The following is a 19,456-nucleotide window of genomic DNA, read 5'->3' as shown; positions in this document are numbered from 1 at the left end:
GCAACTCTGACTGCCATGGAATCGACTGTGCTCAGCCTCCGCATAGACGATGAGCTCCTCGACCGGCTCAGGCACCATGCCGCCAGACGCGGAATGAGCGTCCAGGACTATGTGGTCCGGACGCTCATCCGCGATGACTTCGACGAACGCTTCAAGGCGGCCGTCGACGAGACAGAGAAGTTCTACGGGCTTACGTGAAGAGGCGAACGTGAAGAGGCGTAAGCGAAGAGGCGTAAGTGAGACGGCTTACGTAAGACCCAGCGCCGGCATCGCGTAGTAGAAGACGAACACCGCCGACACCACATACATGGCGACGGGCACCTCGCGGCCCCGCCCCGCGGCGAGCCTCAGCACGCTGAAGGCGATGAAGCCGATGCCGATGCCATTGGTGATGGAGTACGTGAACGGCATCATCACCATCGCCAGGAAGGCCGGGACGGCGACGGTGAAGTCGTTCCAGTCGATGTCGCGGACCGAGCCCGCCAGGATCAGGAAGCCGACCGCCAGCAGCGCGGGCGTCGCCGCCTGGGACGGGACCATCGTGGCGAGCGGGGTGAGGAACAGCGCCGCCCCGAAGAGCGCACCCGTGACGACCGAGGCGAGTCCGGTACGGGCCCCCTCGCCGACGCCCGCCGTGGACTCCACGAAGCAGGTGTTCGCGGACGACGAGGTCGCACCACCTGCCGCCACCGCGATGCCGTCGACGATCAGGACCCGGTTGATGCCGGGGAAGTGGCCGTCCTTGCCCATCAGCTTGGCCTCGTCGCCGACGCCGAGGATGGTGCCCATCGCGTCGAAGAAGCAGGACAGCAGCACGGTGAAGACGAACAGGGCGCCCGTCAGAAAGCCGACCTTCTCGAAGCCGCCGAAGAGACTGACCTGGCCGACGAGCCCGAAGTCGGGGGACGCGACCGGATTTCCGGGCCACGTGGGCGTGGTCAGACCCCAGGACGGGACGGTGGCGACCGCGTTGACGACCATCGCGACCACCGTCATCACGACGATGGAGATCAGGATCGCGCCCGGCACCTTGCGGATGATGAGCGCGAGCGTGAGCAGCGCGCCGAGGGCGAAGACGAGGACCGGCCAGCCGTCCAGATGACCGCCGGTGCCCAGCTGGAGCGGGACGGTGGTCTTGGCGACGTCCGGGATACGGGAGACGAAGCCCGAGTCGACCAGGCCGATCAGCATGATGAACAGGCCGATGCCGATCGCGATGCCCTTGCGCAGACTGCGCGGCACGGCGTTCATCACGCGCTCGCGCAGACCCGTGGCCACCAGCAGCATCACGACGAAACCGGCGAGGACGACCATGCCCATCGCGTCCGGCCAGGACATCCGGGGCGCGAGCTGGAGGGCGACGACGGTGTTCACGCCGAGTCCGGCCGCGAGCGCGATCGGGACATTACCGATGACGCCCATGAGGAGCGTGGAGAAGGCCGCGGTCAGCACCGTGGCGGTGACGAGCTGGCCGCCGTCGAGCTGGTGCCCGTACATGTCCTTCGCGCTGCCGAGGATGATCGGGTTCAGCACGATGATGTAGGCCATCGCGAAGAACGTGGCGAATCCGCCGCGGATCTCGCGGGGGACCGTGGAGCCGCGCTCGGAGATCTTGAAGAAGCGGTCGAGACTGCCGAGGGGCCCGGAGGGGGCCGGGGCCGGGGCCGTGAGCGCGGAGTCGACCTTGGCGGTGGCCGTGGGGGGCATGCGAGACCTCGTCGATCATTTTTGGCTGGTTTTAGATGTTCCTACGAATAAAACCAGTCGGACGCAAACCGCTTCAGTATGAACGTATAAGGCGGATTGCGGTATCTCCGCGCGTAGACCCCTGAGGTCAGAGGGGTCACGGGGGTGTGAGGGGCCGGGACGGGGCAACCTAGACTGGCCGCATGGCGAAGTGGACCCCCAAGCACGAGGCACCCGAGCCCCTGGAGGGGCCCGTCGTCGCCACCATCACCGGCGGCACGATCCTCTGGTTCGTCCTCTTCCTCGTCCAGATCCCCTTCTACAACTGGTTCGCCGACCGTGACCTGATGTGGTGGGTGTGGACCTGCCTGGCCGGCGCCGGTCTCGGCCTGATCGGCATCTGGTACGTGCGCGGGCGGGACGCGGCGATCAAGCGGGTGCAGGCGGAGTCCGCGGAGACCTCCCCGGACGGGGCGGACGCCGCCACCGCGAGCGACGAAGGCAAGTGACCTTTACGGCACCCGTACTGCCAAGGGACGATTCGCGTCCTGCCCCGGTCTGATCCGCCGCGCACTCGGCGGGTGAACCGGCCGGTCCCGCCGTACCGTCGAAACCATGACGCAGCGGGCGAGGATCGACACGGACGGCCCCGAGCCGGGCGGCCCCGCCATCGACGCGGGAGCCGAGCTGGATCCCGTACATCCCCGAAAGCCGCCGAAGTCCGCGCTCGCGCCACGGGCCGAGGGACTGACGACGGCCGAGGTCGCCGAGCGGGTGGCGCGCGGCGAGGTCAACGACGTACCCGTCCGCTCCTCGCGCTCCACCGTCGACATCGTCCGCGCCAACGTCTTCACCCGCTTCAACGCCATCATCGGCGTGCTGTGGGTGATCATGCTCTTCGTCGCGCCGTTCCAGGACAGCCTCTTCGGCTACGTGATCATCGCCAACACCGGTATCGGCATCATCCAGGAGCTGCGCGCCAAGAAGACCCTGGACTCTCTGGCGCTCATCGGCGAGGCCAGGCCGACGGTACGGCGGGACGGCACCGCCACGGAGATCTCCACCTCCGAGATCGTCCTCGGCGATCTCGTCGAACTCGGCCCCGGCGACAAGGTCGTCGTGGACGGCGACATGGCGGAGGCGGACAACCTGGAGATCGACGAGTCGCTGCTGACGGGTGAGGCCGACCCGGTGATCAAGCACCCCGGGGATCCGGTGATGTCGGGGGCCTTCGTGGTCGCGGGCGGCGGCGCGTTCACGGCGACGAAGGTGGGGCGGGAGGCGTACGCGGCACAACTCGCGGAGGAGGCGTCCCGGTTCACGCTCGTCCACTCCGAACTGCGCAGCGGTATCAGCACGATCCTCAAGTACGTGACCTGGATGATGATCCCGACCGCGATCGGGCTCGTCATCAGTCAGCTGGTCGTCAAGGACAACAACTTCAAGGACTCGGTGGCCAGGACCGTCGGCGGCATCGTGCCGATGATCCCCGAGGGGCTTGTGCTGCTGACGTCCGTCGCCTTCGCGATCGGGGTCATCCGCCTCGGCCGCAAACAGTGCCTGGTGCAGGAACTCCCCGCGATCGAGGGCCTGGCGCGGGTCGACGTCGTCTGCCTCGACAAGACCGGCACGCTGACCGAAGGCGGCATGGACGTCACGGAGCTGCGGCCGCTGGGCGGTGCGGACGAGTCGTACGTACGCAAGGTGCTCGGCGCCCTCGGCGAGTCCGACCCGCGCCCCAACGCCTCCCTGAAGGCGATCATCGACTCGTATCCGGACAGCGAGGACTGGCGGTGCACGGAGTCACTGCCGTTCTCGTCCGCGCGCAAATACAGCGGGGCCAGCTTCAGCGAAGGCAACGGCGAGAGCTCCACCTGGCTGCTCGGCGCGCCCGATGTGCTGCTGCCGCAGGACGACGCGGCCCTCGCGGAGATCGAGCAGCTCAACGAACAGGGCCTGCGGGTCCTGCTGCTCACCCGGGCCGCGGGCGAACTGTACGCCCCGTCCGTCGCCGCCGGGGCACTGCCGACCGCGCTCGTCGTCCTGGAACAACGACTGCGCCCGGACGCTGCCGACACGCTGCGCTACTTCGACGAGCAGAAGGTCAACGCCAAGGTCATCTCCGGCGACAACGCCGTGTCCGTGGGCGCGGTGGCCGGGAAACTCGGCCTGCCCGGCGCCCAGAACACGGTCGACGCGCGCCGACTGCCCGCCGAACAGGCCCCGATGGGTGAGTCCCTGGACGCCCACTCGGTCTTCGGCCGGGTCACCCCGCAGCAGAAGCGCGACATGGTCGGCGCACTGCAGTCACGCGGCCACACGGTCGCGATGACGGGCGACGGGGTGAACGATGTGCTCGCCCTGAAGGACGCGGACATCGGCGTCTCGATGGGCTCGGGCTCGGAGGCGACCAAGGCGGTGGCCCAGATCGTGCTCCTCAACAACAGCTTCGCGACGCTGCCGTCGGTGGTGGCGGAGGGCCGCCGGGTGATCGGCAACATCACGCGGGTCGCCACGCTGTTCCTGACCAAGACGGTCTACTCCGTGCTGCTGGCCGTGCTGGTGGTCTGCTCGCAGGTCGAATACCCCTTCCTGCCACGGCACTTGACGCTGCTGTCCACGCTGACGATCGGCGTACCGGCCTTCTTCCTGGCGCTGGCCCCGAACAAGGAGCGCGCGAAGCCGGAGTTCGTACGCAGGGTGATGCGGTACGCGATCCCGGCGGGGGTGATCGCGGCGGCGACGACATTCGCGACGTACCTGCTCGCGCGCTCCTACTACAGCGGCCCCGGCTCGCTCGACGCGGAAACGAGCGCGGCGACGCTGACGCTGTTCCTGGTCTCGATGTGGGTCCTGGCGATCATCGCCCGCCCCTACACGTGGTGGCGGGTGTGCCTGGTGGCGGCGATGGGGGCGTGCTTCCTGATCGTGCTGATGGTGCCGTCGCTCCAGGACTTCTTCGCGCTGAAGCTGGTGGGAGCGGTCCTGCCGTGGACCGCGGTGGGGATCGCGGCGGCGGGGGCGGTGCTGCTTGAGGTGTCCTGGCGGGCGGTGACCCGGAAGTACGGGGCGTAGCCGACTGGCTCGGCGGGTGTCTGCCGGACCGCTCCTCGCGTCGAGGCCACCGCCGGCGCCCTGCGCCCGCTACGCGACCCGGCGTCTCACGGGGTCTGCTCGTGGCCGGTGAACATGTCGAGCAGGCTGTGGGGTGCGCCTGCTCCGTAGAACATCTCGTGGACCTGGGTGCCTTCGGTGGCGGCCGCGGCGCTGCGGGGGAACATGGCCTGCTCGTACTCGGTGAGCGCGGCCTCGACGTCCTCGGGGTGCGCGGCGAGGGCATTGCCCAGTTCGGCGCCGTCGTACATGGCCAGGTTGGCGCCCTCACCGTTCGGGAGCGAGAGGTGGGCGGCGTCGCCGAGCAGGGTCACCCCCGGCACCCGCTCCCACCGGTGCTCGATGGGCAGGGCGTAGAGGGGCCGCAGGACCGGTGCGGTGTCACCGTCCGCGATCAGCGCGGTGAGTTCCGGTGCCCAGCCGTCAAACTCCTGCGCGATCCGTACGGTGGCCGCGGCGGAATCGGTGAAGTCGATGTGGGCGAACCAGTCCCGCGGCTGGGCGAGCATCACGTAGGTGTGCAGGGTGCCGCCCCTCTCCCGGTGCGCCAGGAATCCCTTGCCCGGAGCGAGCGCGAACAGCGACCCGCCGCCGACCGCTTTCGCGCTGGCCGGGTGCCGGGTGTCGGCGTCGAACAGGCAGGTCTCGACGCCCGACATGCCGCTGTACTCGGGTTCCGCATGGGAAAGCAGTGGCCGGACTCGGGACCACGCGCCGTCCGCGCCGACCAGCAGGCCGGTGGTGACGGTGGTGCCGTCGGCGAAGGTCACCTCGTGGCGGCCCTCGCCGAGGGCGCGGGTACCGCTGACCTTGTGGCCCCACCGGACGGTGCCGGCCGGGAGCGAGTCGAGCAGCATCTGCCGCAGCTCGCCGCGCAGCACCTCGGGGTTGCCACCCGTACCGTCGTCGGCATGATCGAACAGGACGGTCCCGTCCCTGTCGAGAACCCTTATCGACTGGCGGCCCTCCAGGATGAGGCTACGGAACTCGTTCATCAGGCCGGCCGCCTGCAAAGCAGGCTGTCCGCTGTCTTCGTGGATGTCGAGCATCCCGCCCTGCGCACGTGCCGTCGGAGAGACCTCCGCCTCGTAGACCGTGGCCGGGATGCCGTGGACGTGCAGGACGCGGGCGAGCGAAAGGCCGCCGAGTCCGGCACCGATGATCGTGACGTCAGTGGTCATGGTTTTGTTCCTTGCTGTCGCACGCCTGCCGGACGGGCACCCGGCAGGATCTCTTGAAAGGTTCCAGACCCCACCGACACGCCGCCTACAACGGACCGACAGCCACCGACATGCGACCGACGCCGTCCGCATCGCCGCGACTCTCGCTCGACGACTGGGGATCTCGGCCGCCGGCAGTCGCCCGCCCGGCGGCGTTCTGGGCGTCCCGGCGGTCCCGGCCGGCGCAAGGCCCGCCGTACCAGCCGCAAGTCCGTTGTGCGGTCCCATCGTTGGCTGATGCGCACACACCACATTGACCGCCCAGCCGATCTCGACGTGGTACGTGAGTCCTATGATCGGGTGGCCGACAACTACGCCCACATGGTGCTGACGACGGGAGTCGGCGACATCCGTACCCACCCCTGGCTCAAGGCTTCAATCGACGCCTTCGCCGACACCGTGAGCGAACTCGGGCCTGTCCTGGACGTCGGCTGCGGACCCGGAACGGTGACCGCCTACCTGGCCGAACGCGGACTCGACGTGTCCGGGGTAGACCTCTCTCCTCGCATGATCGAGAACGCGCGCCGTCTTCATCCGCAATGCCGCTTCAGCGTCGCCTCTGCCACCGATCTCAATCTTGGTGAAGCATCCCTTGGCGGCGTGCTCGGGTGGTGGTCACTGTTCAACCTCCCCCGCGACGTCCTTCCTCAGGTCCTCGCCCTGTTCGCGCGCGCCCTGAAGCCAGGCGGACACTTCATCACCGCAACACACGTCGGCGACGAAGACGCGGTGCGCACCGAGGCATACGGAGGAGTACCCGTTCGTTGGACGACGCACAAATGGCGGCCGGAACAGCTCGTGGACCTGATCGCGCAGGCCGGGCTGCGCCCGGTCGCCGAACTCCGGCTCCCTGCAGATGAGCAGAGCGGGCCGGGTCTGGTCGTCATGGCCAAACGCCCTGACTGAGGACCAGACACCGTAGGCGGCACAGGGTCTCGGCGGAGGAATCACTGAGCGATCACGGTGAGGAACGGCCGTAGTTCCGGGTCGGAGAACTCCAGGAGGACCCGGGACTCCGTCCAGGGGATCCCGACCGCCTCGTCGAGGATCCGCAGCAGGTGCAATGGGGTCAGCCTGAATTCCTCATCGAGCCTGAGCGTCTCGATCATCGCGAGGAGCCCCGCACCTTCTGCCGCTATCCGCCTAATGTCCTCGGCTGCCTTCTCCACTGTTGCCTCCGCTCTGCGCTACGACCAGCGCCCCCAGAGCTTGCTCAGGCCATCGCCACCTCGGCCCAAACCGTCTTGCCGATGGGCACGCGGGGCGTCGCACCCCAGCGACTGGCCAGCACGTCCACGAGGAGCAGGCCGCGGCCCGACTCGTCGTCGGGAGAAGGCTCGGGCGGACCGGTCGGGGGCCGGTCCGGGGAAGCGTCCGAGACCTCGATACGGATCAGGCACGGCCGCGCATCGAAGCTCAGGCGGAGGTGGAAGTCGCGCCCGGGAACGCGGCCGTGGCATACCGCGTTGGCGGAAAGCTCAGCGATCAGCAGGGCCACGGTGCACGAGAGGTCCGACGTGGGCGGATGCCCCCACTCCTCCAGGCGCCGCACTGCCAGCCGTCGGGCGAGCTGGGCTCCCCGGGCCGACGAGGTGAACTGAGCGGCGAACGTGCGCTCTTCAACCCCGGCGTCGTGGGCCTCCTGTCCGAGCCCCCCTACGGTCGATTCCGTCTCGCGCTCCGGGCCGTCGCCCGACATGGCCATGGTCTTCAGCACGTGCCGTCCATCCCAGTCCGTCGATCCTTCACACGACCCACAGTGCCCACAGCGTGTACGGGTCGTAACATTCCGTGCTCAAGAATCGTCCGCCGCGCCTACGCTCGGAAGGTGACGACGCCTTACATCGCAAGCGGTAAGGAACGGAAGTGAGCCCATGGCCAAAGGAATTCAGCCCGAGGAGTCGATGGCCGCGCTCTTCGGCTCACGTGTCCGCAGACTCCGTACGGCCGCCGGGCTGACCCAGGCCGAACTGGGCGCCAGGACACATGTGGTGAGCACCCGGATCACCCAGATCGAGCGCTCGTCGGGGGCGAAACCGACGCTGGAGCTGGCTCGGGCGCTCGACGCGGCCCTCGGGGCGGACAACCTGCTGGTCGACCTGTGGCCCTACGTCTACCGGGAGGCGTTCCCCGACTGGTCACGGGCGTTCATGGCGCACTCGGCGCGAGCGGTGGCCATCGGCGAGTATGCGGCGCATGTGGTGCCGGGTCTGTTGCAGACAGAGGAGTACGCGCGGGCCGTCCTGAGTGCAGGCCGAACGCTCAGAAGCGACGAGCAGTTGGAGGAGCGCCTTGCCGCCCGAATGCAGCGACAGGAGAGGCTCGCATCGCCCGACCAACCGGACCTGTGGGTCGTCCTGGACGAGGCCGTGCTGAGGCGTCCGGTCGGCGGCCGGGCTGTCATGCGGGAGCAGTTGGCCTGGTTGCTGGCGACAGATATCGATGCGCGCATCACCGTGCAGGTGCTGCCGTTCGACCAGGGCGAGCACGACGCGATGGGCGGATCTCTGACGGTTCTGACGCAGCCGGACGGCTCGGAAGTCGCCTACACGGAGGGCGCCGACTACGGCCAACTCATTGAGGATCCGACAGAGGTCAGGCGCTATACCGTGACCTACGATCGGCTGCGGGCAGTAGCACTGCCCCCGCTCATGTCGCTCGACATGATCCGATCTGTGATGGAGGACGACTACCGTGCAGCGACTGTCCCGTCCCGATCTGAACGCCGCCGCCTGGCGCAAGAGCAGCTACAGCAATCAGGAGGGGGGCAACTGCGTAGAGGTGGCGGACGGATTCCCCGGCGTCGTGCCCGTCCGTGACAGCAAGGCCCCGAACCGTCAGGCCCTGCTCCTCTCGGCAGCCTGCTGGGACTCGTTCATAGGCGAGTTGAAGGCCACCAACCGGGACTGAGTCGGCCGGGAGCCGGGTCCCGCAGCGGCATCCCGTAGCGGCCGGAACCTCGCGCGCTGGGGTCCGGCGGGCCACGAACTCCCCCTAAGAACCTGGGGTAAAGAACCACCTGCCCTCCCTCCCCTCCCGCTCGTCACTCGGAAGGGTGACTGGCTTGCGGGGGCAGGAAGTTGGCGGTTACGTTCGCGGCAACAACCTCAGACATATGACGGCCCCCGGCCAGGACGGCAATCCTGATCGAGGGCCTCACCGATCAGGAAGTAGTGCCTTCCCGATGGCTGAACCGCAGTCTAACGCGCCCCTGCGCGCCCCCGCCGGAGCACCGACCTCCGGCGTGATCCACGTCCGTACCCGGCTCACCGCCGACTTCACGGTGATCGCCAACGCCCTTGCGCAGCGCCGCGGAAGCGCGGTCACGGTTGGCGTCGCGGCCTACATCCTCTCGCTGCCGGACGGCGCACCCGTACGCATCGACGCACTGTGCGAGCACTTCACCGAGGGCGAGATCCTCATCTCCCGGGCCCTGCGGGAACTGGAGGCGGACGGCTACCTGGAGCGACGGCGCGAGCGCGGCCTGGGCGGCGTGCTCCGTACCCGGACGTTCTTCCACGACGTTCCGGTTGGCGAGGAGCCCGAGCCTCCGGTGCCGCCATCGCCACCGCGTCCTCGCCGGTCCGGGCCGCCTTCGCGGGAGCCCGAACCCGAGCCACAGCCCGAGGCGGGTCGTGCGCCGGACACCACAGCAGACGCGGAGTCCTCGCCGCCTCCCGCCACCACGGACCCGGATCCCCGTGCCATCGTGATCCTGGCCTCGCTGCGCATCGTCGACCGCCGACTGCTCCTCTCCCGCCGAGACGTCGACCAGCTCGCCCCGGCCGTCACGCAGTGGCTCGCGCAAGGCGTCAGCCCCGAGGAGATCACCAGCCACCTCACCGCCCGCCTCCCGGACCCGCTGCGGGCACGCCCGGCCCGCATCCTGGCCTATCGGCTCCGCGAACTGCCCCCGCCCCTCCCGCCTCAGGCCGCCGCACCCTCCGTACTGCCCTGGCAGACCTGCGACGGCTGCGAGCGCGCCTTCCGCGCCGCCGAGCCGGGCCGCTGCCGCGACTGCCCACCCGAGGCCGGCGTCGGGGCCGCCGACCCGGTCACGCCTCACGAGGACGCCTGGCCCACGGCATGCTGAGCGGCGCGTGTGGGGCCGCTCCCCTCATGCGAGCCTGGTTGTGCAACGATGCGGGACCTGACAGCAGCGGGAGGTGGCGGAACATGGTCGACAGGTTCACGGACGGGCTTCTCACCCCTACGGAAACGTCTTCCTACCTTGAGATTCCGTCCTCGACCCTCACCTCCTGGCTGAAGGGCACGGCCGCCGGGACGCCTCTGGTGCACCAGGTCGAGCCCGTGCGCAAAGGCCGGCCGTCGGTGCCGTTCATCGCCGTGGCCGAGGCCCACGTCCTCCGTTCGCTGCGCTCTCTCGGTCTGCGGATGAGCGAGATCAGAGAAGCGGCGGCCGCGGTACGGAACGCCTTCGATACGCCGTACGGTCTCGTCTCGAAGCGGATCGCCACCGACGGCGTGGACATCTTCGTCGAGCACGGTTTCGGAGATCTGCGCAGAGCCCGGGACGGACAGGCCCCCATCCACGAAGTGGTGTCCGAATATCTCCGCTACCTGACCTGGGAAGCGGACGACGATTTCCCTTCGAGTCTGCGGCTGAGGCAGTACCCGGATACCGTTCCGGTCGTCATCGACCCGAGGTTCGGACGTGGTCTGCCCGTCATCGCGGCCAACCGCGTCCCGGTCAAGGCCGTCACCGACCTCTGGGAAGCCGGCGAGACCGTCGAGGACATCGCCTACGAGTTCAACATGACCCCTGAGCAGGTTGACTCGCTGTGCCACGCAGTGGTGCGCCTTGCCGCCTGAGTTCTTCCTCGACCGCAACCTCGGGCGGCGTGTCGCAGAGGAGCTCCGGGCGCGGGGCTGGACGGTTCATTGCATCGCCGACGTCTTTCCTACAGGACCGTGAGGCGGTGCTCTTCTACCTCGACAACCAACAACTGCGCAGCATCGAGATGGTCGAACGCCTCGACGCACACCGCAGCGCGATGTACCGGGCCGTCGAGAAGGGCGGCCCCGCCGCCTATGCCGTGCGGCGGGACCGTATCGAGCGCACCTGGCCGTGACTACCAGGCGCGCACCGGCTCGCGGGAGAGCCAGTCGACGGACAGGGCGGCTCAGAGTACTCGTACTCAGGACCGTCACTGGGGCCGCGCCTCATAATCGACGCGCACTGTCCCCATTTCAGCCTGGCCGTACGGGAATTGGAGCGCCTCCGTGAATCGTCCGACTGCCGCCTCGGCCGGTCTGTTCGTGCTGCTGGTCGTGTCCGTGACGGCGGGGTGCGGGACGGAGCGAGCCGTCGACGACACCGCCGCCTCCGCGTCCGCTTCGTACGAAGCACAGCGGAAGGCCGCGGAACGCAAGCACGACCGGCTGTTCCGGGACGTGGCCGCGGTCTGCTCGGACAGGGTGACGACCGCGTCACCGAGCACCGCCGCGCCCGAGCCGACGGACCCCGAGGCGCGGAAGTACGCGGAGAACCACGCGTACAAGCAGCTTCGCCCGCTCCAGGGCGCCGCGCTGTGCCGCGGGCAGGCACACGCGAAGCGGATCACGGCCGCGCTGGAGGCCGTCCACAGCGAGGCGGACCTGCGGTCCAAGCTGACCGCCCTGGGCTACCCCGAGTCCACCGTCGAGGTGTACAGGACGGGAGGCTCCCTGGGCTTCACGTTCAGCGTCCCGGAGGCGGGCCCGTGCATCACGGGCCTGCTGACCTCGCCCGTGAAGGTAGAGGCCCACGGCCACTACATGGAGGTCGGCTGCATGGAACCCAGGGGCGGCCACTGACCTCCCGGCGCCTGCGGGTGTGGTGCCCGTCCTCGCGGGCGGGCACCGTGGCACGACTGCACCTAGCGGACGTCCACGAAGTCACCGGCGGTGGTGACCGCCGGGACCGTGGACCAGCCCGCGAAGGTCCAGCGCCAGTAGCCGTCGCTCGACGCTGTGACCGCGGTCCGCAGATCACCGGTGGAGTTTGTCGTCACCGTCTTCACCGTCGAGTAGACAGAGGTGCCGCTCTTGCGGAACTGCAGCTTCACGGACTGACCGGAGTAACCCCGGTACCTGTTCAGATTCCAGTCGGCCAGCAGCATCCTGCCGGTGACCGTGACCGGCTGGCCCTTCGTCACCGGCTCCGGCCCCGCGTCCACCGTCAGCGATGCTGCCCGCTGCACTCGCACGGTCGGGTAGTCGTTGCTGAAGTAGTCGCCGTCCTTCGCCTGTACCTGCGCGTAGAACTTCCAGTTCCCGCCCGCCACCTTGTTGCTGATGATGTCCGATGCGGGATCGAGGACGAACGACGCCGAGCAGGTCGTCAGGCCGCCCGAAGCCGTGCACGTCCCCGCCTTGTGATGCGAGACGTCGAGCTCACCGTCGGTGCTGTGCCACAGCTCCAGGAACGTGTCGCGGATGCCCGAGTCCTCCCGCACGGTCACGGAGACTGACACGGTCTTCTTGCCGGTGCCCAGGACGATGTTCTTGCCGCCGTTGACGACGACTTTGGTGACCGTCAGGTTTCCCTGAACGGCCTGGGCCGTCGGCGTGCCGAGCGCGGCTGCCGTCAGGGCGCCGGAGACGGCGGCCACGACGAAACGGGTACGCATGGGTGGGTTCCCCCCTCGGGAACGATCGATCCCGCCGCACTCCCCTGCGGCGGGATCTTGAATGGTGCCGAGAGTGTAAGGCCCGTCAGTCGAACCAGCGGTCCCGGGCCAGTTCCTCCGTGCGGGACGGGTCCTCCAGCAGCGCCGCCACCTCGAAGCGCCGGGGCCACTGGCCCGCCGACCAGGCCAGGCCCGCCGCCACGCCCTCCACCGTGGACGCGTGGATCACGCCGTCCGGGGTGCGGCGCCATTCCAGTTCGGTGCCGCCTGCGATCAGTTCGTCGTGTTCGATGTACGTCGACGGGGTGGCCGGGCCGAGCAGGACGTGGACCGACTCAGGGACCTCGTGTTCCTCGCCCTGCGTCGTCACCTCGGCCGTGACCGTCTCGCTCAGCCGGCGGACCTGGAACAGTTCCGCCAGTTCCGCGGCGCGCGACGGCGTCACAGGGAGCAGCGGGAGGCCCGCGGCCAGGGGGAGCAGGTCCGGCGCGTCCGCGACCACCGCGTCCGCCGCGTCGACGACGCGGACCTCGCCGTCCACGACCGCGCGCAGGTCGTCCGGGAGGGTGACCTGCTCCGGGTCGAGATCCGCCAGCGCCGTGTACAGGGCGTGGAGTTGGGCCGCCCGTACCGGGCGCGAAGGGTCGGCCAGGCGGCCGAGGAGTTCCGCCGCGCCGCCCGGCTCGTCGAGAAGTGCGGCGACCGAGGTGCGGACGCCGAGGGCCTGCAGGACCTGGGCGTCCTCGAATCCCGTGGTGTCGGCGGACTCGTACAGGCCCGCGAGCAGCGGGTCCGCGCCCGAGGCCCGCAGGCCCGCCGGGCGGCGGCCGTCCAGGACCGGATGGTCCCGCAGCCACCATGCCGTGTACGGACGGACCGTCTCCGTCGTGCCGTCCGGCAGCAGGATCCGTACGGACTGGGTGAGCGCGTCCCGCAGCGGCGGCTGCGCCAGCAGTGCCAGTGCCTGTGGCCAGCAGTCGTCGTCGACCAGGTCCAGGTCACGGACGGCGACGACCTCCGTGGCGACCGGCGGCACGGGTGTGTCCGGCAGCCGGTCGAGGACGTCCTCGCACCACACGTCGACCGCGTCGAGCAGCCCCGCGTCGTCGGGCTCGGCGAAGTCCCCCTCGCGGGGCTCCAGTTCATCGGGGTCAAGGACCACGTCCGTGGCCCGTACGAGCGCGAAGTTCGCCAGCACACCGCACGCGGCGAGCGGCTGCTCGCCCCAGCGATCGGCCAACTCGGCGTCGCAGAGCGCGAGTTCGTCCTCCCGCATGATCGATACGAACGGGCTGCCGGGCAGCACCAGTTCACCCGCGGGCGCGAGTTCCCCATCCTCGTCGGACAGGGCCAGCGCCCCCAGCCACGGCTCGTCCCCGGGTTCGAGGCCCGCGTCCCGTACGAGCGCGAGCACGGTCTCCGCGAGCTCGTCCGCGTCCAGCGCGGCACCGTCCCCGACTCCGTCGTACCAAACCTCGCCCGCGTCCATCGAGCCCGCCACCGCCGCGCGGACCTGCGGCGTCGTCAGTACGGCGCGCGGTGTCGCGGGCAGGGCGCCCAGCTTCTCCAGGAGGGGGTGCGCGGCGTCGGGGTGGACGACCTTCAGGCCGAGCCGGGCCAGCTGCGGCGGCGTCTCGGCCAGCGGGAGCAGCGTCTGGCGGGGCCCGATCGTCGTACGGCCGTCGGCGAGGGGCACGGGCAGCCCGGACAGCCGGTCGGGGTCGACCCCGGCGAGGCTGTCGTACAGCCGCTGCCACCAGCCGGGCTCGCGCTCAAGACCCGCGAGCCGGTCGACCGCCTCGGTCAGCGGCACCCGCGCGACACCGAGCGTACGCAGCTCGACGCGGCGCTCAAGACCCGCGGGCAGCAGGCTCGGCAGCACCTCGGCCAGCACCTGGACCGTCTCCGTGCCCGCGCCCTCCAGAACCTCCGCCTCGATCGGCCGCAGCCCTGCGGAGATCTCCCGGTCCGGCAGACCGGTGTCCTCGCCGGTCACGTCCCGCGGCGCGGCCGCCTCCAGGAACGCCGTACGCGGAAGACGCTCCAGGATCTCCGCCCGCAGCTTGCCGTCCAGCTCACCCTTGCCGAGCGGGCCCGGCACCAGGTCGATGGTGCCGACGGTCACCGGCTGCCAGCTGCCGAGGAGTTCGGCGTACGCGTCCGCCGCCTTGCGCACCAGGAAGTCGGTGAGCGGCCCGGGCGCCGGGTGGCGGCGGGTGGTGTCCAGCGGGAGGGACGCGATCAGCAGCGCGGGCACGCCGAGGGGTTCGTCGGTGGGCGTGGGCGCGTGCACCACGGGGGCGGTACGCGGCCGGGCCGGCGCGCCCGCATCGTCCACGGGCACGGCCCAGGTGACCGTCCAGTACGGCCGCAGCCGCTCCTCGACCGGCCGGTCCGCGAGCAGCGCGGGCTCGATGCCGCCGCCGTGGCTGACGACGCGCCAGCGCCGGTCGCCCTGGACGCTGTCCTCGATGTGTACATACGCCCCGTGTACGGAGCGCCTCAAGTCCCGTACGCCGCCCGGGGTTTCGACGACGATCTCGGAGAGGCCGGTCAGCGTGAGCAGCAGCGCGTCGTCGATCCCGGCGAGCAGCCGCTCCACCAGGTCGACCGCGGCGCCGTCCCGCAGCGGCAGGACGATCACGGTGTCGTAGCCCTCGGGGGCCGTGCCCTCGGCGGGCAGCGGCAGCCGCAGCAGCGGTACGTGCCCGTCCCGGCGGCGCAGCTCGTCACCGAGGCCGGGGCTCGCCTGGGCCGCCTCCTCGGCCAGTCCCCTGGCCTCCGCGAGGGACCAGCGCACGCCGCCGTGGCGTCCGACGACCGCGGGCTCGTCGCTCACCGCGAGGACGGCCGCGAAGCCGACGCCGAAGCGGCCGACGGCGGACTCGTGGCCCTCACGCTTGGCGCTGGCGCGCAGGGTGCTCAGAGACTCGACGCCGGTCGCGTCCAGCGGCGCGCCGGTGTTCGCGGCGGCGAGGACGGCGGGCTGGTCGCCCGTGCCCGGCCGCAGTGTCAGCCGCAGGCGGCCCGGCACCTTGGCGCGGGCGGCCGCGTCGGCGGCGTTCTGGGCGAGCTCGACGACGAGGCGGTCCCGGTAGCCGCCGAGCGCGAGGTCCTCCTCGGCGTTGGCGTCCTCCCGGAAGCGGGCGGGCGAGGCCCCCCACGCGTCGAGCACCCCGCGCCGCAGCCGCGCCGTCCCGAACGGGTCGGCCCACTCGGTCGTCCTGACGCTCACGCTGTGACTCCGCTCTCTCCGGTTACGGGCGTATGCCGCGCATGCCTGTGCGGCCGAAGGTACCTCGGTGCGGGGGGTTGTGGTGCGGTGCGGGTGCGGGTGCCGCTGCTCGGGGCCTGTTCCCCACCCCGCCCCTTCCCGAACTGGGGGCGAGCCCCCAGACCCCGTATGCGACCTTCGGCCGCATGTCCTCAAACGCCGGCGAGGCTGAAATGCCGCCGGTCGGCCTGAAAATTCAGGCCGACCGGCGGCATTTCAGCCTCGCCGGCGTTTGAGGCGCGGGGGTCCGGGGGCGGAGCCCCAGTACGACTACGAGTGCCCCAGGTCCTCCGACGCGCCGTCCGGCTCGGAGACCGAGCCGCCGTCCCGTGCCGGGCGCAGCGGGAACTCGTCCGCGCCCATCGTGTCCAGCACCGGCGGCGGCGGCACCGGAGGCTTCGGCATCACGGCCGCCTCGGAGTGACCTCCGCAGCCGTACGCCAGGGAGACGACCCGCCCGTCCGCCGGCGAGAACTCGTTCGCGCACACGCCGAAGGCCTGCCGCAGCGAGCCCGCGATCGGGACCAGGAAACCGCACGTCACGCATGCCGCAGGGGCCGCCTGTGCCATCGGGGTCTTCGCGCCGAAGGACTCGTCCCAGCGGTCCGCGGCGATATGCAGCCCGTACCGCGACAGCACTCTCGCCCGGCGCATGCCGAGCTCCTCGGCGAGCGCCGAGATCGAGCCACGGGAGGGGGCCAGCGGCAGCGAGGCCGGCGGGCCCGCGGTGACCTCCGCGTCCTCCGCCTCGACCAGTTCCGCCATCTCCTCCGACACCGCGGAGTTCGGCGGCGGCGCGTCCTCGCCGGAGAAGCCGGGCTCCAGCCGCAGATCGTCCGCCTCGGTGGGCAGCAGATCCCCGGGGCCCATGTCGCCGGGCCGCAGCCGTTCGCTCCACGGCACCCACTCGGGCGCCAGCAGTGCGTCGGGGCCGGGCAGCAGGACGGTTTCGTCGAGGGTGACGACCTTGGCGCGCGAGGCCCGGGCGACGGTCACCGCCCAGCGCCAGCCCCGGTAGCCGATCTCCTTGCACTCGAAGAAGTGCGTGACGACGCGGTCTCCCTCCGAGACGAGGGACACATGCTCGCCGACCACCCCCGGGGCCGCGGCCTCCTCGGCCGCCGCCCGGGCGAGGTCTACCGCCTCGGCGCACAGACGGTCAGGGGTACGGCTTCGCGTCGTCGCAGCACTCACAGGTCTCGCTTCTCTCCTACGCCGTATCACGGGTGCGCCGGCCGATTCGCGAGGTACGGGCCGCAGGCGGAGCGGACCAAGGGGCCGCATCGACGTCCGCGCCCAGACCAACCGTGTCTCGGGCACACCTATCGTCATCCATTCTGCGGGATGCCGAAGAGGCGCGCGGCCGAGAACAACCGCCGGTGGCGCGCTACGCACGCTACCCCCTCCGCCGCCCGCCGCCCACCTGCCCGCCCCAACAAGGGGCTAACAACACGGCATCACCGTTCGCGTGGGCGGCGCTTGGGGCACTATGACGGGGTGGCAGCCGTGCGGTCGTCCGAAGGCGCCGGGCAGCTCAGAAGAGCAGGCCGGGCGGTCGGGCGTGCCCTGCATCTCCCGTTCACGGGCACGGCGCGCGGCATCCGCAAAGCGACGCACGCACACGGCGCGGGCGAGTCCGGCCTCGGCAAACTGATCGAGCTCCACGCCGTGAACGGCGCGGGAGATGTCATGATCACCGTCGCGCTCGCGTCGACGGTTTTCTTCTCCGTACCGACGGACGAGGCACGCGGCCGCGTCGCGCTCTACCTCGCCGTCACGATGCTGCCCTTCACCCTGCTGGCCCCCGTCATCGGACCACTTCTGGACCGTATCCCGCACGGCCGCCGGGCGGCGATGGCGGCCTCGATGCTCGCCCGTGCGGTGCTCGCCATCACGATGTCCGGGGCGGTGGAGACCGGCGGCCTGCAGCTGTATCCGGCCGCACTGGGTGTGCTGGTCGCCTCGAAGGCATACGGAGTGGTGCGCAGCGCGGTCGTGCCGCGGCTGCTGCCGCCGACGTTCTCGCTGGTGAAGGCGAACTCCCGGGTGACGCTGGCCGGGCTGCTGGCGACGGGGATCGCGGCGCCGATCGGTATCGGGCTGCAGAAGGTCGCGCCCCAGTGGCCGCTGTACGCGGCGTGCGCGCTGTTCCTGCTGGGCGCGTACTGGGCGTTCACCATGCCGCACAAGGTCGACTCGGCGAAGGGCGAGCGCAAGGCGCACATGCTGACGCACGGCGAGACGAAGCCGAGTCTGCGCACCGTCGGGCCCTCCGTACTGCACGGGCTGCAGGCCAATGCGTCCCTCCGCGCGCTGTCCGGCTTCCTGATCTTCTTCCTCGCCTTCCTGCTGCGGGAGCATCCGCTGAACGGGCAGAGCCCGGCGGTCTCGCTCGGGATAGTGGGCATCGCGGCGGGCGTCGGCAACGCGCTGGGCACGACAGTCGGAGCGTGGCTGAAGGCCCGCGGGCCGGAGATGATCATCGTGACGGTGCAGGGTGTGGTGCTGCTGGCCGCGATCAGCGCGGCACTGTTCTTCGGCGCGGGCATGGTGGCCGTGCTCGGCGCGACGGCGGGTCTGTGCCAGGCGCTCTCCAAGCTGTCCCTGGACGCGCTGATCCAGCGGGACGTCCCGGAACAGGTCCGCACCTCGGCGTTCGCGCGCTCCGAGACGCTGCTGCAGATGGCCTGGGTGATGGGAGGCGCGATCGGCATCGCGCTGCCGCTGATCGGGACGGTGGGGATGTGGGTGGCGGCGGGGATCGTCGGGCTGGGCCTGGTGTTGTCGGCGCGGGGGCTGCTGGGGGCGGCGCGGCACGGCGGCAGGGCGCCGGCGAAGGTGGCGTAGCCGGGTGCCGCTGCGCGGGGCTGTTCCCCACCCTGCCTCTTCCCGAACCGGGGCTCCGCCCCGGACCCCGTGTGCGACCTTCGGCCGCATGTCCTCAAACGCCGGACGGGCTGAAATGCCGCACCGCCCACCTGGCGGGCGCGACGCGCGGTGGACCCCCGCGTGGCGGGGCCCGGCGCGCCCGATAGCCTCGGGACATGACCGTTGCGTTCTTCTCGGGCAAGCGCCGCCGGGCCGCTGCCGCTCTCGGTGCCGTCTCCGCCGGGCTCCTCGTCCTTTCCGCCTGCGACAAGCCGACCCCGCTCGCGACCGTGACGGTCGGGACGGACTCGGTCCACTCCGAGGCGGCCTGCTACAACGACGGCAAGGCGATCAAGGAATCGCTGCTGCAGGGCTGCCTCACCGGGAAGCCCGCCAAGACCATCAAGGTCGCCCTGGACGACAAGGTCCGTATGGGCGTCGACCCGGAGATCGCCGACCACGGATGGACGCTCCTCTTCGGTGGCCAGCCCGTCGAGCAGGAGCCGTACAAGAAGGGCTACCGGACCATCCCCGGCAACGCCTTCTTCTCCTCGCAGACCGGTGAGCCGACCGACAAGACCGCCGTCAGCGTCCTGGAGACCAGCGGCAAGAAGGTCATCGGTATCTGGCACTTCCAGTTCGAGAAGGAGTCCTGACAAGGA

At 70.5% G+C, this 19,456-nt stretch carries 20 protein-coding genes; 13 read left to right on the top strand and 7 right to left on the bottom strand.

Annotated elements, in window-relative coordinates:
- The first annotated feature begins 15 nt into the window (after positions 1-15).
- Positions 16-198 carry a ribbon-helix-helix protein, CopG family gene (locus OG905_RS22385; protein ID WP_328676415.1) on the top strand — a complete coding sequence of 61 codons (183 nt, stop codon included), beginning with the start codon at positions 16-18 and terminating at the stop codon, positions 196-198.
- A gap of 48 nt (positions 199-246) precedes the next feature.
- Here OG905_RS22385 and OG905_RS22380 read toward each other — a convergent pair whose 3' ends face one another.
- Positions 247-1,707, bottom strand: a complete 1,461-nt coding sequence (locus OG905_RS22380) for an NCS2 family permease (protein ID WP_328676413.1) — start codon at positions 1,705-1,707, stop codon at positions 247-249.
- Positions 1,708-1,889: 182 nt separating this feature from the next.
- Here OG905_RS22380 and OG905_RS22375 point away from each other — a divergent pair, with 182 nt between their 5' ends.
- Both OG905_RS22375 and OG905_RS22370 read left to right on the top strand, forming a co-directional pair.
- Complete coding sequence (locus OG905_RS22375; protein WP_328676411.1) at positions 1,890-2,195, top strand: DUF2530 domain-containing protein; 306 nt, start codon at positions 1,890-1,892, stop codon at positions 2,193-2,195.
- 106 nt (positions 2,196-2,301) lie between these two features.
- A complete protein-coding gene (locus OG905_RS22370) occupies positions 2,302-4,761 on the top strand; it encodes an HAD-IC family P-type ATPase (protein WP_328676408.1) in 2,460 nt (819 codons plus the stop codon).
- Between the two features lie 86 nt (positions 4,762-4,847).
- Here the strand turns inward: OG905_RS22370 and OG905_RS22365 are convergent, their stop codons facing one another.
- On the bottom strand, positions 4,848-5,981 hold the full coding sequence (locus OG905_RS22365) for an FAD-dependent oxidoreductase (protein ID WP_328676405.1): 1,134 nt from the start codon (positions 5,979-5,981) through the stop codon (positions 4,848-4,850).
- A 276-nt stretch (positions 5,982-6,257) separates the two neighbouring features.
- Here OG905_RS22365 and OG905_RS22360 point away from each other — a divergent pair, with 276 nt between their 5' ends.
- Complete coding sequence (locus OG905_RS22360; RefSeq protein WP_328676403.1) at positions 6,258-6,926, top strand: class I SAM-dependent DNA methyltransferase; 669 nt, start codon at positions 6,258-6,260, stop codon at positions 6,924-6,926.
- Positions 6,927-6,967: 41 nt separating this feature from the next.
- Here the strand turns inward: OG905_RS22360 and OG905_RS22355 are convergent, their stop codons facing one another.
- Together OG905_RS22355 and OG905_RS22350 are read right to left on the bottom strand one after the other, a co-directional pair.
- On the bottom strand, positions 6,968-7,129 hold the full coding sequence (locus OG905_RS22355) for a hypothetical protein (RefSeq protein ID WP_328676401.1): 162 nt from the start codon (positions 7,127-7,129) through the stop codon (positions 6,968-6,970).
- A gap of 104 nt (positions 7,130-7,233) precedes the next feature.
- Complete coding sequence (locus OG905_RS22350) at positions 7,234-7,737, bottom strand: ATP-binding protein (protein ID WP_328676399.1); 504 nt, start codon at positions 7,735-7,737, stop codon at positions 7,234-7,236.
- 187 nt (positions 7,738-7,924) lie between these two features.
- On the opposite strand from OG905_RS22350, the gene OG905_RS22345 reads away from it, so the two are divergent.
- The 7 genes from OG905_RS22345 to OG905_RS22315 all read left to right on the top strand — a co-directional run bounded on the left by OG905_RS22345 (position 7,925) and on the right by OG905_RS22315 (position 11,837).
- The gene (locus OG905_RS22345; protein ID WP_328682521.1) at positions 7,925-8,839 is read left to right on the top strand and encodes a helix-turn-helix domain-containing protein; all 915 of its coding nucleotides are present in this window, start codon (positions 7,925-7,927) and stop codon (positions 8,837-8,839) included.
- Positions 8,802-8,930: a DUF397 domain-containing protein gene (locus OG905_RS22340; RefSeq protein WP_328676397.1), complete on the top strand. Its 129-nt coding sequence runs from the start codon at positions 8,802-8,804 to the stop codon at positions 8,928-8,930. Before OG905_RS22345 ends, OG905_RS22340 begins: the two co-directional genes overlap by 38 nt.
- 274 nt (positions 8,931-9,204) lie before the next feature.
- The gene (locus OG905_RS22335) at positions 9,205-10,113 is read left to right on the top strand and encodes a hypothetical protein (RefSeq protein ID WP_328676395.1); all 909 of its coding nucleotides are present in this window, start codon (positions 9,205-9,207) and stop codon (positions 10,111-10,113) included.
- 83 nt (positions 10,114-10,196) lie between these two features.
- On the top strand, positions 10,197-10,853 hold the full coding sequence (locus tag OG905_RS22330) for a DUF433 domain-containing protein (protein WP_328676392.1): 657 nt from the start codon (positions 10,197-10,199) through the stop codon (positions 10,851-10,853).
- Positions 10,813-10,956, top strand: coding sequence for a hypothetical protein (locus tag OG905_RS22325; RefSeq protein ID WP_328676391.1), 144 nt, complete (start codon positions 10,813-10,815; stop codon positions 10,954-10,956). Before OG905_RS22330 ends, OG905_RS22325 begins: the two co-directional genes overlap by 41 nt.
- Before the next feature lie 4 nt (positions 10,957-10,960).
- Entirely contained in the window at positions 10,961-11,113 is a 153-nt protein-coding gene (locus tag OG905_RS22320; RefSeq protein WP_328676389.1) for a hypothetical protein, read from the top strand.
- Positions 11,114-11,264: 151 nt separating this feature from the next.
- The gene (locus tag OG905_RS22315) at positions 11,265-11,837 is read left to right on the top strand and encodes a hypothetical protein (RefSeq protein ID WP_328676387.1); all 573 of its coding nucleotides are present in this window, start codon (positions 11,265-11,267) and stop codon (positions 11,835-11,837) included.
- Positions 11,838-11,899: 62 nt separating this feature from the next.
- Here the strand turns inward: OG905_RS22315 and OG905_RS22310 are convergent, their stop codons facing one another.
- The 3 genes from OG905_RS22310 to OG905_RS22300 form a co-directional block, all read right to left on the bottom strand.
- Positions 11,900-12,652 (bottom strand): calcium-binding protein, encoded by a 753-nt coding sequence (locus OG905_RS22310; protein ID WP_328676386.1) that lies wholly within the window; start codon positions 12,650-12,652, stop codon positions 11,900-11,902.
- 85 nt (positions 12,653-12,737) lie between these two features.
- Positions 12,738-15,887, bottom strand: a complete 3,150-nt coding sequence (locus OG905_RS22305) for a sacsin N-terminal ATP-binding-like domain-containing protein (RefSeq protein WP_443043969.1) — start codon at positions 15,885-15,887, stop codon at positions 12,738-12,740.
- A 309-nt stretch (positions 15,888-16,196) separates the two neighbouring features.
- Positions 16,197-17,120 carry a DUF3027 domain-containing protein gene (locus OG905_RS22300; protein WP_328676385.1) on the bottom strand — a complete coding sequence of 308 codons (924 nt, stop codon included), beginning with the start codon at positions 17,118-17,120 and terminating at the stop codon, positions 16,197-16,199.
- 303 nt (positions 17,121-17,423) lie between these two features.
- Between OG905_RS22300 and OG905_RS22295 the strand changes: the two genes are divergently transcribed.
- Both OG905_RS22295 and OG905_RS22290 read left to right on the top strand, forming a co-directional pair.
- Entirely contained in the window at positions 17,424-18,773 is a 1,350-nt protein-coding gene (locus OG905_RS22295) for an MFS transporter (RefSeq protein ID WP_328676384.1), read from the top strand.
- 197 nt (positions 18,774-18,970) lie between these two features.
- Complete coding sequence (locus OG905_RS22290; protein ID WP_328676383.1) at positions 18,971-19,450, top strand: DUF2771 domain-containing protein; 480 nt, start codon at positions 18,971-18,973, stop codon at positions 19,448-19,450.
- Positions 19,451-19,456 lie beyond the last annotated feature (6 nt).

It is taken from the genome of Streptomyces sp. NBC_00322 (assembly GCF_036147535.1).
GTDB lineage: Bacteria > Actinomycetota > Actinomycetes > Streptomycetales > Streptomycetaceae > Streptomyces.
Note: the sequence above shows the minus strand (reverse complement) of the source record. Positions and strands in the feature narration are given on the sequence as shown.

Bases quoted from the DNA above. Each gene is read 5' to 3' on its own strand.
- OG905_RS22385 (WP_328676415.1), top strand. From the start codon at position 16: ATGGAATCGACTGTGCTCAGCCTCCGCATAGACGATGAGCTCCTCGAC.
- OG905_RS22380 (WP_328676413.1), bottom strand. From the start codon at position 1,707: ATGCCCCCCACGGCCACCGCCAAGGTCGACTCCGCGCTCACGGCCCCG.
- OG905_RS22375 (WP_328676411.1), top strand. From the start codon at position 1,890: ATGGCGAAGTGGACCCCCAAGCACGAGGCACCCGAGCCCCTGGAGGGG.
- OG905_RS22370 (WP_328676408.1), top strand. From the start codon at position 2,302: ATGACGCAGCGGGCGAGGATCGACACGGACGGCCCCGAGCCGGGCGGC.
- OG905_RS22365 (WP_328676405.1), bottom strand. From the start codon at position 5,981: ATGACCACTGACGTCACGATCATCGGTGCCGGACTCGGCGGCCTTTCG.
- OG905_RS22360 (WP_328676403.1), top strand. From the start codon at position 6,258: ATGCGCACACACCACATTGACCGCCCAGCCGATCTCGACGTGGTACGT.
- OG905_RS22355 (WP_328676401.1), bottom strand. From the start codon at position 7,129: ATGATCGAGACGCTCAGGCTCGATGAGGAATTCAGGCTGACCCCATTG.
- OG905_RS22345 (WP_328682521.1), top strand. From the start codon at position 7,925: ATGGCCGCGCTCTTCGGCTCACGTGTCCGCAGACTCCGTACGGCCGCC.
- OG905_RS22335 (WP_328676395.1), top strand. From the start codon at position 9,205: ATGGCTGAACCGCAGTCTAACGCGCCCCTGCGCGCCCCCGCCGGAGCA.
- OG905_RS22330 (WP_328676392.1), top strand. From the start codon at position 10,197: ATGGTCGACAGGTTCACGGACGGGCTTCTCACCCCTACGGAAACGTCT.
- OG905_RS22310 (WP_328676386.1), bottom strand. From the start codon at position 12,652: ATGCGTACCCGTTTCGTCGTGGCCGCCGTCTCCGGCGCCCTGACGGCA.
- OG905_RS22290 (WP_328676383.1), top strand. From the start codon at position 18,971: ATGACCGTTGCGTTCTTCTCGGGCAAGCGCCGCCGGGCCGCTGCCGCT.